Source organism: Lysobacter sp. Root667 (genome assembly GCF_001427715.1).
In the GTDB taxonomy this organism is placed as follows: Bacteria; Pseudomonadota; Gammaproteobacteria; order Xanthomonadales; family Xanthomonadaceae; genus Lysobacter.
In genome coordinates this window covers 192,689-208,111 of record NZ_LMHF01000009.1, presented here as the reverse complement: position 1 = coordinate 208,111, position 15,423 = coordinate 192,689, and the positions used below count along the sequence as shown (strand labels likewise).

At 69.2% G+C, this 15,423-nt stretch carries 9 protein-coding genes; 4 read left to right on the top strand and 5 right to left on the bottom strand.

All coding sequences use genetic code 11. The annotated features are described in order from the left end of the window. Positions 1 to 131: 131 nt before the first annotated feature. From purL to xerD, 3 genes are all read right to left on the bottom strand, one after another. On the bottom strand, positions 132 to 4,106 hold the full coding sequence (purL, locus tag ASD78_RS04675; RefSeq protein ID WP_056098711.1) for a phosphoribosylformylglycinamidine synthase: 3,975 nt from the start codon (positions 4,104 to 4,106) through the stop codon (positions 132 to 134). 187 nt (positions 4,107 to 4,293) lie between these two features. Next, positions 4,294 to 5,169, bottom strand: coding sequence for a DsbC family protein (locus ASD78_RS04670; protein WP_056098707.1), 876 nt, complete (start codon positions 5,167 to 5,169; stop codon positions 4,294 to 4,296). A gap of 444 nt (positions 5,170 to 5,613) precedes the next feature. Further along, positions 5,614 to 6,585, bottom strand: a complete 972-nt coding sequence (xerD, locus tag ASD78_RS04665; protein WP_056099813.1) for a site-specific tyrosine recombinase XerD — start codon at positions 6,583 to 6,585, stop codon at positions 5,614 to 5,616. A 119-nt stretch (positions 6,586 to 6,704) separates the two neighbouring features. Here xerD and ASD78_RS04660 point away from each other — a divergent pair, with 119 nt between their 5' ends. Further along, complete coding sequence (locus tag ASD78_RS04660) at positions 6,705 to 7,184, top strand: RDD family protein (RefSeq protein ID WP_056098705.1); 480 nt, start codon at positions 6,705 to 6,707, stop codon at positions 7,182 to 7,184. A 658-nt stretch (positions 7,185 to 7,842) separates the two neighbouring features. Here the strand turns inward: ASD78_RS04660 and lptG are convergent. Both lptG and lptF read right to left on the bottom strand, forming a co-directional pair. Next, complete coding sequence (gene lptG, locus ASD78_RS04655) at positions 7,843 to 8,946, bottom strand: LPS export ABC transporter permease LptG (RefSeq protein WP_056098703.1); 1,104 nt, start codon at positions 8,944 to 8,946, stop codon at positions 7,843 to 7,845. Beyond that, complete coding sequence (gene lptF / locus ASD78_RS04650; protein ID WP_056098701.1) at positions 8,943 to 10,028, bottom strand: LPS export ABC transporter permease LptF; 1,086 nt, start codon at positions 10,026 to 10,028, stop codon at positions 8,943 to 8,945. The genes lptG and lptF overlap by 4 nt, the downstream gene beginning before the upstream one ends. A 162-nt stretch (positions 10,029 to 10,190) precedes the next feature. Between lptF and ASD78_RS04645 the strand changes: the two genes are divergently transcribed. The 3 genes from ASD78_RS04645 to ASD78_RS04635 all read left to right on the top strand — a co-directional run bounded on the left by ASD78_RS04645 (position 10,191) and on the right by ASD78_RS04635 (position 15,259). Beyond that, positions 10,191 to 11,660: a leucyl aminopeptidase gene (locus ASD78_RS04645; RefSeq protein ID WP_055908733.1), complete on the top strand. Its 1,470-nt coding sequence runs from the start codon at positions 10,191 to 10,193 to the stop codon at positions 11,658 to 11,660. A gap of 20 nt (positions 11,661 to 11,680) precedes the next feature. Beyond that, a complete protein-coding gene (locus ASD78_RS04640; RefSeq protein ID WP_055908736.1) occupies positions 11,681 to 12,106 on the top strand; it encodes a DNA polymerase III subunit chi in 426 nt (141 codons plus the stop codon). Positions 12,107 to 12,211: 105 nt separating this feature from the next. Then, positions 12,212 to 15,259, top strand: a complete 3,048-nt coding sequence (locus ASD78_RS04635; protein ID WP_056098699.1) for a valine--tRNA ligase — start codon at positions 12,212 to 12,214, stop codon at positions 15,257 to 15,259. The last annotated feature ends 164 nt before the right edge of the window (positions 15,260 to 15,423 follow it).

Genomic DNA, 15,423 nt, shown 5'->3' with positions numbered 1-15,423 from the left:
AGGAAATCCCCGACGCGTGGCGCTACCGGCGTTGTCGAGCCTCAACCTGCAGTGGACGAGCCTCGCCCATCAAAAAAAGAAGGGCGCCCTTGCGGACGCCCTTCTCTTGCATCGCAGCTTTCCGCCCGCGCTTATCCCACCCACACCCGCGCATTGCGGAACATGCGCATCCACGGCGAGTCGCCGCTCCAGTCGCGCGGCGCCCAGCTCAGGTTGGCGCTGCGCAGGGTGCGCTCGGGGTGCGGCATCAGGATGGTCGCGCGACCGTCGCGCGAGGTCAGGCCGGCGATGCCGTCGGGCGAGCCGTTCGGGTTCAGCGGATAGCGCTCGGCGACGCGGCCTTCGCCGTCGATATAGCGCAGCGAGATGTCCGCGGCGCTCTGATCGAGATTGCTGTCGAAGCTGGCGCGGCCTTCGCCGTGCGCCACCGACACCGGGATGCGCGAGCCGGCCATGCCGCGGAAGAACAGCGACGGCGACTCGGCCACTTCCAGCAAGCCCAGGCGCGCTTCGAACTGCTCGCTGCGGTTGCGCAGGAAGCGCGGCCAATGCTCGGCGCCGGGGATGATCGGCTTGAGCTGGGCCAGCATCTGGCAGCCGTTGCAGACGCCGAGCGAGAAGCTGTCCTCGCGCGCGAAGAACGCGGCGAAGGCATCGCGCAGCGCGCTGCGTTCGAGCACGCTGGTGGCCCAGCCGCGGCCGGCGCCGAGCACGTCGCCGTAGCTGAAACCGCCGCAGGCGGCGAAGCCCTTGTAGTCCTGCAGCGAGACGCGGCCGGAGATCAGGTCGCTCATGTGCACGTCGAAGGCTTCGAAACCGGCGCGATCGAACGCCGCGGCCATCTCGATCTGGCCGTTGACGCCCTGCTCGCGCAGGATCGCGACCTTGGGGCGCACGCCCAGGTTGACGAACGGCGCGGCGACGTCGTCGGCCGGATCGAAGCTGAGCTTGGTCTTCAGGCCCGGCGCGGTGAAGTCGCGCGCGATCGCGCGCTCCTCGTCGGCGCAGTCGGGGTTGTCGCGCAGCTTCTGCATGGCGTGGCTGACCGACCACCAGGCATCGAACAGCTCGTCCCAGCGCCATTCGGCCAAGGTCTCGCCGTCCTCGCGCACGCGGATCGCGGGCGCGGCGGCCGCGCCTTCGACCCGGCTCAGCACCGGCTTGGCGATGCGCTGGGCGCAGTCGATCAGGCCGTGGCGCGCGACCAGGTCGGCGAACTCGGCGCGGTCCTCGGAGGATATCTGCACGATCGCGCCGAGTTCCTCGTTGAACAGGGTGCGGAACGGATCCTCGCCCCAGCCGTCGAGGCTGATGTCCAGGCCCAGGCGCGAGCAGAACGCCATTTCGCACAGCGCGGCGAAGGCGCCGCCGTCGCTGCGGTCGTGATAGGCCAGCAGCAGGCCGGCTTCGCGCGCGTCGCGGATCAGCTCGAAGAAATCGCGCAGGCGCTGCGGATGATCCAGATCGGGCACGCCCAGATCGTCGCGGTCGCCGTCGGCGGACAGGCCGGCGAATGCCGGCAGGCCGTTGCCGTTGGCGTTGCCCGCGGCGTGCGGATGGCATTGCGCCAGCACCGAACCGCCGAGGCGCTGCTTGCCGGCGCCCAGGCCGATCAGCCACAGCTCGCTCTCGGGCTCGCGCGCGAGCAGCGGAGTGAGTTGCTGGCGCACGTCGACCACCGGCGCGAACGCGCTGACGATCAGCGACACCGGCGACACCGATTTGTGGGCGACGCCGTCGGCCTGCCATTGCGCCTGCATCGACAGCGAATCCTTGCCGACCGGGATGCTCAGTTCGAGTTCCGGGCACAGCTCCAGGCCCACGGCCTTGACCGCGTCGAACAGCAGCGCATCTTCGCCCGGGTGGCCGGCCGCGGCCATCCAGTTCGCCGACAGCTTGATCCGGTTCAAGGATTCCACCGGCGCGGCGCACAGGTTGGTGATCGCCTCGCCCACGGCCATGCGCGCGGCGGCGCCGGCATCGAGCAGCGCCAGCGGCGTGCGCTCGCCGATCGCCATCGCTTCGCCGACATAGCCGTCGAAGCCCGACAGGGTGATCGCGCAATCGGCCAGCGGCAGCTGCCAGGGGCCGATCATCTGGTCACGCGCGGTCAGGCCGCCGACGCTGCGGTCGCCGATGGTGACCAGGAACTGCTTGGACGCGACCGTCGGATGCGCGAGCACGCGCAGCGCGGCCTGATGCAGGTCCAGGCCGTTCCACTGCAGCGCCGGCCACGGTGCGGGCGGCGGGCGACGGGTGTCGCGGTGCATCTTCGGCGGCTTGCCGAACAGCAGGTCCATGGGCAGGTCGATCGACCAGTCCGCGTCGGCCTCGGCGCCGGCGCCGTAGACCGCTTCGACGGTCGCGCCGTAACCCACCACCAGGCGTTCTTCCGCGGTCGCGTAACCGACCACCGCGAACGGGCAGCGCTCGCGCTCGCAGATCGCGGCGAAATCGGCGACGCGGTCGGCCGGCAGGCCGAGCACGTAGCGCTCCTGCGATTCGTTGCACCACAGCTGCATCGGCGACAGCGAGGGATCGTCGCTGGGCACGCGCGCCAGGTCGATCACGCCGCCGAGGCCGGAGTCGTGCAGCAGTTCCGGGATCGCGTTGGACAGGCCGCCGGCGCCGACGTCGTGGGCGCTGTCGATCGGATTGTCGGGGCCGAGCGCGACGCAGCGGTCGATCACTTCCTGGCAGCGACGCTCCATCTCCGGGTTGTCGCGCTGGACGCTGGCGAAATCCAGGTCCTCGGCGCTATCGCCGGACGCGACCGAGCTGGCGGCACCGCCGCCCAGGCCGATCAGCATCGCCGGGCCGCCGAGCACGATCACCGCGTGGCCGGGCTTGAGGCCGAGCTTGGCGACCTGGATGCGGTCCATCGCGCCGAGGCCGCCGGCGAGCATGATCGGCTTGTCGTAGGCGCGCGCGTGGCCGCCTTCGGACAGCTCGAAGCTGCGGAAATAGCCGACCAGGTTGGGGCGGCCGAACTCGTTGTTGAACGCGGCCGCGCCGATCGGGCCGTCGAGCATGATTTCCAGGGCCGGGGCCATGCGCGGATTGAGCGCGCGCTCGCCTTCCCAGGGCTGCGGCAGGGTCGGGATGCGCAGGTGCGAGACGCTGAAACCGCACAGGCCGGCCTTGGGACGCCCGCCGCGGCCGGTCGCGCCTTCGTCGCGGATCTCGCCGCCGTTGCCGGTGCTGGCGCCGGGGAACGGCGCGATCGCGGTCGGGTGGTTGTGCGTTTCGACCTTGATGCAGAACGCCGACGGCGTTTCGGCTTCGGCCAGGTAGGCGCCGCTGCCCGGCTGCGGGCGGAAGCGCCGGCTCGGATAGCCTTCGACCACCGCGGCGTTGTCGCTGTACGCCGACAGCGTGTTCTCCGGCGTCTGCGCGTGGGTGTGCTTGATCATCTTGAACAGCGAGCTGGTCTGCTCGCGGCCGTCGATGGTCCAGGAGGCGTTGAAGATCTTGTGCCGGCAGTGCTCGGAGTTGGCCTGGGCGAACATCATCAGTTCGACGTCGGCCGGTGCGCGGCCGAGCGCGGCGTAGCGCTCGCGCAGGTAGGCGATCTCGTCCTCGGCCAGGGCCAGGCCGAGGCGCGCGTTGGCGTTCTCCAGCTGATCCAGGGCGATGCGCTCGAGCTCGCCGCGCGCGGGCACGGCGAACAGCGCCGCGGCGTCGTCGCGCGCTTCCAGCAGCGATTGCGTCATCGGATCGTGCAGGGCCTTGGCCAGCGCGCCCTGAGTGGCGGCGTCGGCCGGCCAGCCGGCGAGGTCGTAGCGGGTGCCGCGCTCCACGCGCGCGACCGGTTGCCCGGCGCCGCGCAGCAGTTCGGTGGCCTTGCTGGCCCAGGGCGACAGCGTGCCCAGGCGCGGGGTGACGTAGCGCGAGACCGCACCATCGGCGCGCGCGGCGGCGTCCGGCTCGGCCTGCAGGATACGGCGCAGGGTCTCGCCGTCGGGCTGCGCGCCGTCGTCGGGCCGGACCCAGTACACGGGCCAGGCGTCGATCAGGCGGACTTCGGGGTGGATGGCTTGCAGGCGGGCTTGGAGCCGTTCGCGGCGGAACGGAGACAGGGCCGAAAGGCCCTCGAGGACGATCATGTCCGGGGAACCGTGCAACGTCGGGCCCGGTATTGTATCCAAGCGCCCCCCTCTGCGCCGTTTTCGCTGTTCAGGACGCGGTTCGAGGCGTTCGGACGCCCGCCGCACGGGGCCCGGAAACGACGATGCCGCCTTGCGGCGGCATCGTTGGCGGCCTCGCCCGGCCTGGCCGGGCGGGCTGCGGGGCTCAGGCTCCGCCTGCCGTGGTCGCCGCCGGCACGGCGTCGACCGGACCGGTCGCGGTCGGCTTGGCGCTGCCGTCGGCGGCCATCTTGTCCAGGGTCTCGCGCAGCGCCGCCGGGGGCACGTAGCCGCCGAGCTGGGTGCCGTCGGCGGCCAGGATCATCGGCGTGCCAGTCAGGCCCACGCGCTGGCCGACGTCGTACTGCTGAGTGACGGAGTTCTTGCAGTTCTTGTTCGGGATCGCGTGGTCGTTCTTGGCGTCGGTCAGGGCCTTGCGGCGGTCCGGCGCGCACCACACCGACACCATCTTGGTGAAGTCCTGGCTGCCGATGCCGGCGCGCGGGAAGGCGAGATATTCGATCGCGATGCCCTGGCGGTTGTACTCGGCGATTTCGCTGTGCAGCTTGCGGCAGTAGCCGCATTCGACATCGGTGAACACCGACACCGTGTACTTCGGATTGGCCGGCGCGAACACGATGCGCTCGCCCGCCGGGATCGCCTTGAGGGCTTCCTTGCGCATGCCGGCCAGGGCGACTTCGCTGAGGTTCTTCTTGGCGGTGGTGTCGAACAGGGCGCCGCCGGAGCCGGGCAGGAACAGGTAGCGGCCGTCGTCGCTGACGTAGACCACCTGGCCGGACACGATCGCCTCGCGGAAGCCCGGCATCGGCGCCGCGCCGATGCGCTCGACGGTGACGCGCGAGTTCAGCACGCGGATCGCCTCGATCGCGCGCGCATCCGGCGTGCCGGCGGCGGCCTTGACCGCGGAGGGCTTGGCGGCGGTCGCCTGGGCCGTAGCGGCGGTATCGGCGGCGGGCTTGGGGGCCTCGGCGCAGGCCGACAGGCTGAGCGCTCCGAGCACGGCGAATAGGGCGTACTTCATCGATCGGGTCCTTGTCTGGTTCACCGGGCGTTGGACCGCGCGGGGACGGAGTGGTTCACGGATTGTCGCACGGCTGCGGAACCGGGGCGGATCGCGGGCCGGGGCCGGACCGCGCGAGCGCGACGGGGTTCGCGGTTTGGGGAATCAGGGAACACGGGGAAACGGGGCGGGAGCGGCCGTTGCGGGCTCGGGGTTGGTTTGGCTTGGAGGGGCTCCTCCGGCCTGGCGCAGCGCGCCAGGCGTTCACCAAACCTGTGCGGCAGTGCCGCACAAACAGGCTTGGTTCACCCAGCCTGGCGCAGCGCGCCGGGCGTTCGAGCAGGCCACGCGGCGGTGCGCGGAAGGATGTGGCAATGCGAGCGCTCGGAGGGGCTCTTCCGGCCTGGCGCAGCGCGCCAGGCGTTCAAGCAGGCCACGCGGCGGTGCCGCGTAAGCGGCCTGCTTTCACCCACGCGGGTGGTGTTTGGCGTGCAGCTGCTTGAGCTGCTCGCGTGCCACCAGGGTGTAGATCTSGGTGGTCGACAGCGAGCTGTGGCCCAGCAGCATCTGCAGCGCGCGCAGGTCGGCGCCGTGGTTGAGCAGGTGGGTGGCGAAGCTGTGGCGCAGGCCGTGCGGGCTGATCCGGGCCGGGTCGATGCCGGCGACGGCGGCATAGCGCTTCACCAGCAGCCAGAACTGCTGGCGGGTCGGCGCCCCCTCCTCGCCCGCGCCGCCGATGAACAGCGACTTCCAGGCCTGCTTGCCGGCCAGCGCCGGACGCGCTTCGGCCAGGTAGCGCTCCAGCCAGTGCTGGGCTTCTTCGCCCAGCGGCACCAGGCGCTCCTTGCCGCCCTTGCCGGTCACGCGCAGCACGCCCTGGCGCAGGTTAACCGCGGTCGCGGGCAGGTTGACCAGCTCGCTTACGCGCAGGCCGGCGGCGTACATCAACTCGAGCATGGCGCGGTCGCGCAGGCCCTGCGGGGTGGCGATTTCGGGCGCGGCCAGCAGCGCTTCGATCTGGCTTTCCGCCAGCGCCTTGGGCAGCGAACGCGGCAGCCGCGGCGGTTCCAGCAACGCGGTCGGATCGTCGGCGCGCTCGCCGCGGCGCAGGCGCAGGGCGTAGAAGGCGCGCAGCGCCGACAGCAGGCGGGCGTTGCTGCGCGGCGAATAACCTTCCTGGGTGCGCCAGGCCAGGTAATCGAACAGGGCCGCGCGATCCGCGCCGGCCAGGCCGCCGTTGCGGCCGCCGCGCCAGCGCGCCAGGCCTTCGAGGTCGCGGCGGTAACTGTCCAGGGTCTGCTGGGCGAGGCCGCTCTCGGCCCAGATCGCGTCGAGGAAGACCCGGATCGCCGCCTCGTCGGCGTCGGGCAGCGGCGGCAGCGACATCGCCAAGCTGCGGCGCTCGGCAGGCGTGGTCTTGCGGGATTTCGGCGACATCATCGCGGCAGCGTCCCTCAGCCGGGCGCGGCGATGCAAGCCCGATCCGCATACGCGAACGCTCGCGCATGCGCGCACTCGCGCTACGACCGCGACCGCGCGACGGCTATCCTGTTGCGATGAGCACCGAACACGCCGCCGCGAACACGCCCGCCCGACCCGCCGCCCTGATGCCCTGGCGCCTGTTCGCGCTGTTCTACGATTTCTGGCCGGCGCTGGCGCTGTGGATGCTCGCGTCGGCGCTGTTCTCGGTCGGCTACACCGTGTCCGGGCACGACGTGCACGAGAACATCGCGCCCTTCAGCGCGCTGCAATGGCTGCTATGGCTGGTGTGCTGGGCGCTCACCGGCGCCTACGCCACGATCAGCTGGCGCCGCGGCGGCCAGACCCTGGGCATGCGGCCCTGGCGCCTGCGCCTGATCGCCGCCGACGGCGGCCGCCCCGGCTGGACGGCGTTGCTGATCCGCTACGGCGTCGGCACCTTGTCCCTGCTCGCCGCCGGAGCGGGCTTCTGGTGGGCCTGGCTGGACCGCGACCGCCTGACCTGGCACGACCGCGCCAGCGGGACGCGTTTGATTCGGGCGCCGAAGCCGGCCTGATCCGGGGATGCGCGGCGGCGGGGCCGCACGGCGATGCGGTTCGCCTACGGCTCACCGCATCCTACGGAGCCACCGACCTTCGTCCGAACGCTGAGGCGAACTAGCCCGTTGCAATTGCAATTCGCCTTGCGGTTGCCGTTGCCGTTGCCGTTGCCGTTGCCCCGGCATTGAAATCCAACGCACCGCACTCGCCCAATCCCACCCAGACCCGAAGGGCGGCGCGCAGGACGCGCGCCGTTTTTCGAGGAACAGGATGTTCCTTCGAAAAATCCCCGCGCCACTTCCGATCTCGCAAGGGAGGGTTGTCTAGGCAAGCCCTTCTCTTTGGTTACTTTCTCTTGGGCTAGCAAGAGAAAGTGACCCGCATGCGCAGCAGGCGGAAGCTGTTGCTTAAGAACGAAACCAACACAGCAAACGGAGTTCGCAATCGCGGCTTACGCCGCTCCCACAGAAAGCAGAAAGCGAAGCCAATCCGAATCGAAGCCAGCGCGGTAGCCGAAGGTCGCGGTCGCGGCTTACGCCGCTCCTACCCCAAGGCCAGAGCGGAACAGGCGCGGCCGCCGGACTGGCGGTCGCGGCTTACGCCGCTCCTGACAGAAGGCAGAAGCCGAAGCGGCAAGCGGACCGAGCAATCGCCACGCGCTCCAGCGCTACTCCCCTACCCCGAGCGTTTCTTGAACAAGAACGCCGACACCCCGACCATGATCACCGTAGGCGTCAGATACGCCAGCCGGAAATCGAACTTGTAGACGCTGGCCAGCTTCACGAACTGCGTCTGCAGCAGCCAGAAACCCAAGGCGAACACGATGCCGATGAACAAACGCTTGCCCATGCCGCCGCTACGCAGCGCGCCGAACGAGAACGGAATCGCCGCCAGGCACAGGGCGAGCACGTTGATCGGGTAGAACCAGCGGCCCCAGTAGTGTTCTTCGAACTCGGTCGCTTCCAGGCCGTTGCGCTCGCGGTAGTCGATCGCCGCCGCCAGCGCGGTCGAGCTGAGGTAGCGCGGGCGATCGGAGCCGGCCATCAGCGCGGCGCCGTCGAGCTTGGACTCCCAGCGCTCCTGGGCGACATGGGTCTGGACCACCGATTTGGCGCCGAACGTGGTGCGGGTGACGTCGCGCAGCGTCCAGCCGCCGGGGCGGTGTTCGGCGATGTGCGCGATCGCGGCCGACTTCAGGCGGCCGTCGTCGGCGAATTCGTAGAAGAACACGTCGCGCAGTTCCAGCCAGGTGTCCGTGCCGTTGCTGCGGTCCTGGCCGCTGCCGGCGTTGAGGATGAACTCGCCTTCGCGCGCCCACAGGCCCGAGTACTGGGCCACGATCATGTTCTTGGACTTGGCCGAGGCCTTGAGCGCTTCGGCGCTGCGTTGCGCCCACGGCGACAGGGTTTCGCCGTTGACCACCATCAGCAGGGTCAGGGTCGCCAGCGCGCCGGCCACGGCCAGGCTCAGGCGCCGGCGCGACAGGCCGACCGCGCGCAGCGCGGTGAGCTCGGAGGTCGCCGCGAGCTGGCCCAGCGCCATCAGCGCGCCGATCACCGCCGAGGTCGGGAACAGGGTGTAGGCGCGGCGCGGAATCGTATAGACCATATAGGTCAGGGCCTGGGGCAGGCCGTAATTGCCTTTGCCGATGTCGCTGAGTTCGCTGCTGACGAAGTTCAGCATCACGTCCAGGCCCATCAGCACCGTCCAGGTCAGCAGCACCGTGCCCAGCACGACGCGGCCGACGTAGAGGTCGTGGATCTTCGGGAAGGGCTTCATGCCAGGGCCTTCGCGCGGCCCAGGCGGCCGTCGCCGAAGTACAGCCACAGCGCCAGCGCCAGCATGGGCAGCACCAGCCACCACAGCCCCAGGCTCATCGAGAGCTTGCCGCTTTCCAGCCAACCGGTGCCAGCGATCATCAAATTGATGCCAATCAAATAGGTCAGGAAGCCGATCAGGATGCGCCCGTAGCGCGCCTGGCGCGGCATGCTGCGCGCCAGCGGGACCGCCATCAGGGCGAAGGCGAAGGTCAGCAGCAGCGGCGCCAGGCGGTAGTGCAGCTGGGCACCGGCCTCACGGCGGCCGTCGCCGAGCAGGGCCAGGGTCGACATCAGTTCGGGATCGTTCGGATCGAACTTGGTCGCGCCGGCCGGCAGCAGCAGCTCGTTGCTGGCGTAATTCATCATGCGGAAGTCCAGGCCGTTGTCGCGCGGGCCTTCGACCTGGAAGCCCTTGTTGAGGGTCAGATAGCGGTTGCCCTGGTCGTCGACCTTGAGCTCGCCGTCGTTGGAGGTGGTGATCTCGCGCCGGTCCTCGCTTTGGCGGTAGACGAACACGCGCTGGAAGCGGCTGCCGTCGTTGGACATGGCGCCGACGTAGATCACCCCGCCCTTGCCTCCCGGCAGTTCGGTGAAGCTGCCCGGCTCCAGCCCGGCCACGATCAGGTTGCGGTTGGCTTCGCTGATCATCTGTTTGGACAGGCGCTCGGCCCAGGGGCCCAGCCACAGCGAGCAGGCGCCCACCACCAGCACGATCGGCAGCACCAGCATCAGCAGCGGCTTGAGCAAGCGGCGCGGGCCGACGCCGATCGAGGCGATCACCGGCATTTCCGAGTCGCGGTAAAGCCTGCCGACGCCCAGCATCAGGCCCAGCATCAGCGCCAGCGGCAGGATCAGCGGCAGCCACTTCAGCAACACCAGCCCCAGCTGGGCCAGCATCATCCCGGCCGGCACCCGGCCGCGGGCGATGTCCCCGAGCACGTCCGTGAAGGCCCCGCCCACCGCGACGATCAGCAGCACCACCAGGGTGGCGAAGGTGGCCTGGGCGAATTCGCTCAGCAGGTAGCGGTCAAGCTTGGGCATCGGGCTTCGGCATCGGGGTAGGCTTGCGTTAAACTCGGGGGTTCGTTCGACGGCATGGGACGGCTGCAGCTCGCGCAGCGTGCGCAAGTCCAGCCCCCGCAAGCCGCCCGATTGTACGGAACTCATCTTCCTTAGCTGCACTTCTACCTGGGAATCTGTTGGATGACCCTCGAATTCGACCTGAACCGCGATGCGCCCGCCTCTGTCAAAACCGATTGCATCGTGGTCGGCGCCTATGCCGACAAGACCCTGACCGCCGCCGCCCAGGCGCTGGACGCCGCCAGCGGCGGCCGCCTGAGCGCCCTGGTGGAGCGCGGCGACGTCGGCGGCAAGACCGGCAAGACCACCCTGCTGCACGACCTGGCCGGCGTGGTGGCGCCGCGCGTGCTGGTGATCGGGCTGGGCGAAGCCGGCAAGTTCGGCGTGCCGCAGTACCTCAAGGCCGCCGCCGACGCGGCGCGCGCGCTCAAGGCCGGCCCGGTCGAACACGCGGTCTTCACCTTGTCGGACGAGCCGGTCGCCGGCCGCGACGCCGCCTGGGCGATCCGCCAGGCCGCGATCGCCGCCGACCACGCCTGCTACCGCTACACCGCCACGCTGGGCAAGAAGAAAGACGAGCCGGGCCTGCGCAAGCTGTCGATCAACGGCAGCGATGCCGCCGCCCTGGCCCAGGGCCAGGCGATCGCCGCCGGCGTCGCGTTCGCGCGCGAGCTGGGCAACCTGCCGCCGAACGTGTGCAATCCGTCCTACCTGGCCGAGCAGGCCCAGACCTTCGCCGCGCGCTTCCCGACCACCAGCTGCGAGGTCCTGGACCGCGCGCAGATGCAGGAACTGGGCATGGGCTCGCTGCTCGCGGTCGCGCGCGGCTCGGCCAATCCGCCCAAGCTGATCGTGCTCAAGTACAGCAACGGCGGCGACGCCAAGCCCTACGTGATGGTCGGCAAGGGCATCACCTTCGACACCGGCGGCATCAACCTCAAGGTCCAGGGCGGCATCGAGGAGATGAAGTTCGACATGTGCGGCGCCGCCACGGTGATGGGCAGCTTCGTGTCCGCGGTCGGCATGCAGCTGCCGATCAACCTGGTGGTGGTGGTGCCGGCGGTCGAGAACATGCCCGATGCCGACGCCTACCGACCGTCCGACGTGCTCACCAGCATGTCCGGCAAGACCATCGAAGTCGGCAACACCGACGCCGAGGGCCGCCTGATCCTGTGCGACGCGCTGACCTACGCGCAGCGTTTCGAGCCGCAGGCCCTGCTCGACGTGGCCACCCTCACCGGCGCCTGCGTGGTCGCCCTGGGCAAGTACGCCACCGGCCTGATGAGCAAGGACGACGACCTCGCCGCCGAGCTGCTCGGCGCCGGCGAGCAAGTGTTCGACCGCGCCTGGCGCCTGCCGCTGTGGGACGAATACCAGACCCAGCTCGAATCGACCTTCGCCGACGTCTACAACATCGGCGGCCGCTGGGCCGGCGCGATCACCGCCGGCTGCTTCCTGGCCCGCTTCACCGAAGGCCAGCGCTGGGCCCACCTGGACATCGCCGGCGTCGCCAACGACGAAGGCAAGCGCGGCCTGGCCACCGGCCGTCCGGTCGGCCTGCTGAGCCAGTGGCTGCTCGAGCGCGCGGCCTGAGCCCCGACGGACCGCATCGGGTGCCCCGCGCCGACTTTTATCTGATCACCACCGCGCGTTTCCGCGAGGAACCGCTGCGGCTGGTGGGCGAGCTGGCGCGCAAGGCCTTCGATGCCGGCCTGCCGACCCTAATCCTGGCCCGCGACGCGGCCCAGGCCGAGGCGCTGGACGACCTGCTGTGGGACATGGGCGACGACGTCTACATCCCGCACCAGATCGCCGGCTCCGACGTCGACGAGGAAGAAGCCGACGTGCTGATCAGCGCGCCGGAGATCGACGCGCCGATGCGCGCGCTGGTCATCAACCTGCGCACCGACGCGGTCCAGGGCAGCTTCGACCGCGTGCTGGAAGTGGTACCGGCCGACGCCGAGGCGCGCGGCCCCTTGCGCGAGCGCTGGAAGCACTACCAGTCGCTCGGTTTCGAGCTGAAGAAACACGACATGTGATCAAGGCCGGGATTCGGGATTGGGGATTCGAGATTCGAAAAAGCCCTACCGAGTCCTAGCCTGCTCTTCCTAATCCCGAATCCCTTATCCCGAATCCCGGCTCTTATGTCCCTCGCCCCCAGCTACGACCCCAAGCAGTTCGAAGCCCGTCTGTACGAGCAATGGGAGAGCAGCGGCGTATTCCAGCCGCGCGGCGAGGGCCAGCCTTATACGATCCTGCTGCCGCCGCCCAACGTCACCGGCACCCTGCACATGGGCCATGCGTTCCAGCACACGCTGCAGGACGCGCTGATCCGCTATCACCGCATGCGCGGCTATCGCACCCTGTGGCAGATGGGCACCGACCATGCCGGCATCGCCACGGAAATGGTGGTCGGCCGCAACCTCGCCATCGAAGGCAAGGGCGAGACCCGCGACTCGCTGGGCCGCGACAAGTTCATCGAAAAGGTCTGGGCCTGGAAGCAGCAGTCCGGCGGCACCATCGAACGCCAGATGCGCCGCCTCGGCGCCAGCGGCGACTGGTCGCGCAGCGTGTTCACCATGGACCCGATGGCCTCGGACGCGATCACCGAAGCCTTCGTGCGCCTGCATGAGAAGGGACTGATTTACCGCGGCCAGCGCCTGGTCAACTGGGACCCGGTGCTGAAGACCGCGATCTCCGACCTGGAGGTGGCCAACGAGGAAGAGAACGGCCACATGTGGTCGATCCGCTATCCCTTGGCCGACGGCGAGAGCTACGAATACGTCGAACGCGACGCCGACGGCAACGAAATCCTGCGCGAGACCCGCGATTACGTCGTGGTCGCCACCACCCGCCCGGAAACCATGCTGGGCGATACCGCGGTGATGGTGCACCCCGAGGACGAACGCTACACCGCGATCCACGGCAAGTTCGTCGATCTGCCGCTGACCGGCCGCCGCATTCCCGTCATCACCGACAGCTACGTCGACCGCAGCTTCGGCACCGGCGTGGTCAAGGTCACGCCCGCCCACGACGCCAACGACTACGCGGTGGGCCAGCGTCATTCTCTGCTGTCGATCAACATCTTCGCGCCCGACGCATCGGTGTGGACGACCTCGGGCCCGGCCGCACTCAAGCACGTCCTGTCGTCCGCCGACCCGAATTTCACCAAGATCGAACCTGATCACTGCACGCCGCAGCAGGCTCAGTACATGGACGATTTCTCCTTGTTCGACGAACAAGGCATGGCGGCGATCGTCGAGAAGTACATCCCGGCCACGTATCGGGGCCTCGACCGCTTCGAGGCGCGCAAGATGATCGTCGCGGATCTGGACGTCGCGGAACTGCTGGTCGAGGTCAAACCGCATCGCCTGCAGGTGCCGCGCGGCGACCGCAGCGGCCAGGTGATCGAACCCTATCTGACCGACCAGTGGTTCGTGAAGATGGACGGCTTGGCCCAGCGCGGCCTCGAACTCGTCGAATCCGGCGAAGTGAAGTTCGTTCCGTCGAACTGGATCAACACCTACCGCCATTGGCTGGAGAACATCCAGGACTGGACGATTTCGCGCCAGCTCTGGTGGGGCCACCGCATCCCCGCCTGGACCGTGCGCTCGGAAGATTCGGATTTCACGCCGCTCGTCGGGGAGATCGTCGCCCGCACGGAAGCCGAGGCCGAAGTTGCCGCTCACGCCAAGCTGCTTGGCGCGCTCGGCCGAGACAACTACGAGCAGGTCAAGGATCGGATCGAACTGGTTCAAGACCCGGACGTGCTGGAAACCTGGTTCTCCTCGGCGATGTTCCCGTTCAGCACGCAAGGCTGGCCGAACGAAGACAAGATGGGCGAGCTCGGCTTCGACATCGCGCTGCCGACCAGCGTGCTGGTGACCGGGTTCGACATCATCTTCTTCTGGGTCGCGCGCATGATCATGATGACCGACGAGCTGGTCGGCCGCGTGCCGTTCCGCGACGTCTACATCACCGGCCTGGTCCGCGACAAGGACGGCCAGAAGATGTCGAAGTCGAAGGGCAACATCCTCGACCCGCTGGACATCATCGACGGCATCACCGCCGAGGCCCTGGTCGCCAAGCGCACCACCGGCCTGATGAAGCCGCAGGACGCGCCGAAGATCGAAAAGGCCACGCGCAAGGAATTCCCCGACGGCATCCCCGCCTTCGGCGCCGACGCGCTGCGCTTCACCATGACCGCGCTGGCCGGCCCCGGCCGCGACATCAAGTTCGACCTGGGTCGCGCCGAGGGCTACAAGAACTTCTGCAACAAGCTCTGGAACGCGACGCGTTTCGTGCTGATGAACACCGAGGACGCGAACTTCGCCGGCACACCGGACCCGCAGACCGACGCCGAGCGCTGGATTCTGTCGCGCCTGGCGCGGGTCTCGGCCGAGGCCGAAACCCAGTTCGCCGCCTACCGCTTCGACCTGCTCGCGCAGGCGCTGTACGAATTCGCCTGGAACGAGTTCTGCGACTGGTTCGTCGAGCTGGCCAAGCCGGCGCTGCTGGGCGAGGACCTCGCCGCCGCACAGAGCACCCGCCACACCCTGCTGTACGTGCTCGAGCGCCTGCTGTCGCTGCTGCACCCGCTGATCCCGTTCGTGACCGAGGAACTGTGGCAGCAGGTGGCGCCGCGCCTGGGCATCGCCGACACCACGATCATGCTGCGGCCCTATCCGCAGGCGGCGGATTTCGGTGCCGACTACGCCGGCGCCGAGGCCGACGTCGAGTGGCTCAAGGCGATGGTCACCGCGCTGCGCAAGATCCGCAGCGAGCTCAACGTGGCCCCGTCCAAGACCGTCGTGCTGCTGCTCTCGGGCGGCGACGCCGACCGCGCGCGCGCCGCGCGGTTCGACTCGCAGTTGCGGTTCCTCAATCGCCTGGAGCGCGTCGAAGCGCTCGCCGCCGGCGCCGCATCGCCGGCCGCCGCGACCGGCGTGGTCGGCGACCTGACCCTGCTGGTGCCGCTGGAGGGCCTGGTCGACCTGGGCGCCGAACGCGTGCGCCTGGACAAGGAGATCAAGCGCGTCGAAACCGAGATCGGCAAGTGCGAGAACAAGCTGGCCAGCGAAACCTTCGTCCAGAACGCCCCGCCGGCGGTGGTCGAGCAGGAGCGCAAGCGCCTGAGCGACTGGCGCGCGCAGCTCGAAGCCTTGCAGGCGCAGCGCGCGAAGCTGGGCTGAGCGACGCTCGACGCCAGGTAGGCTGCGGTAAGCCGTAGGCGTACCGCACCGATGCGGACAGGCGGCGATTGCGAGGGTGCGGTTGGCACCGCATCCCATTCTTGTAAGCGATCGCGGCTTACGCCGCTCCCACAGGAAGCCCGCTTACTGCGCGCCCGCCAATA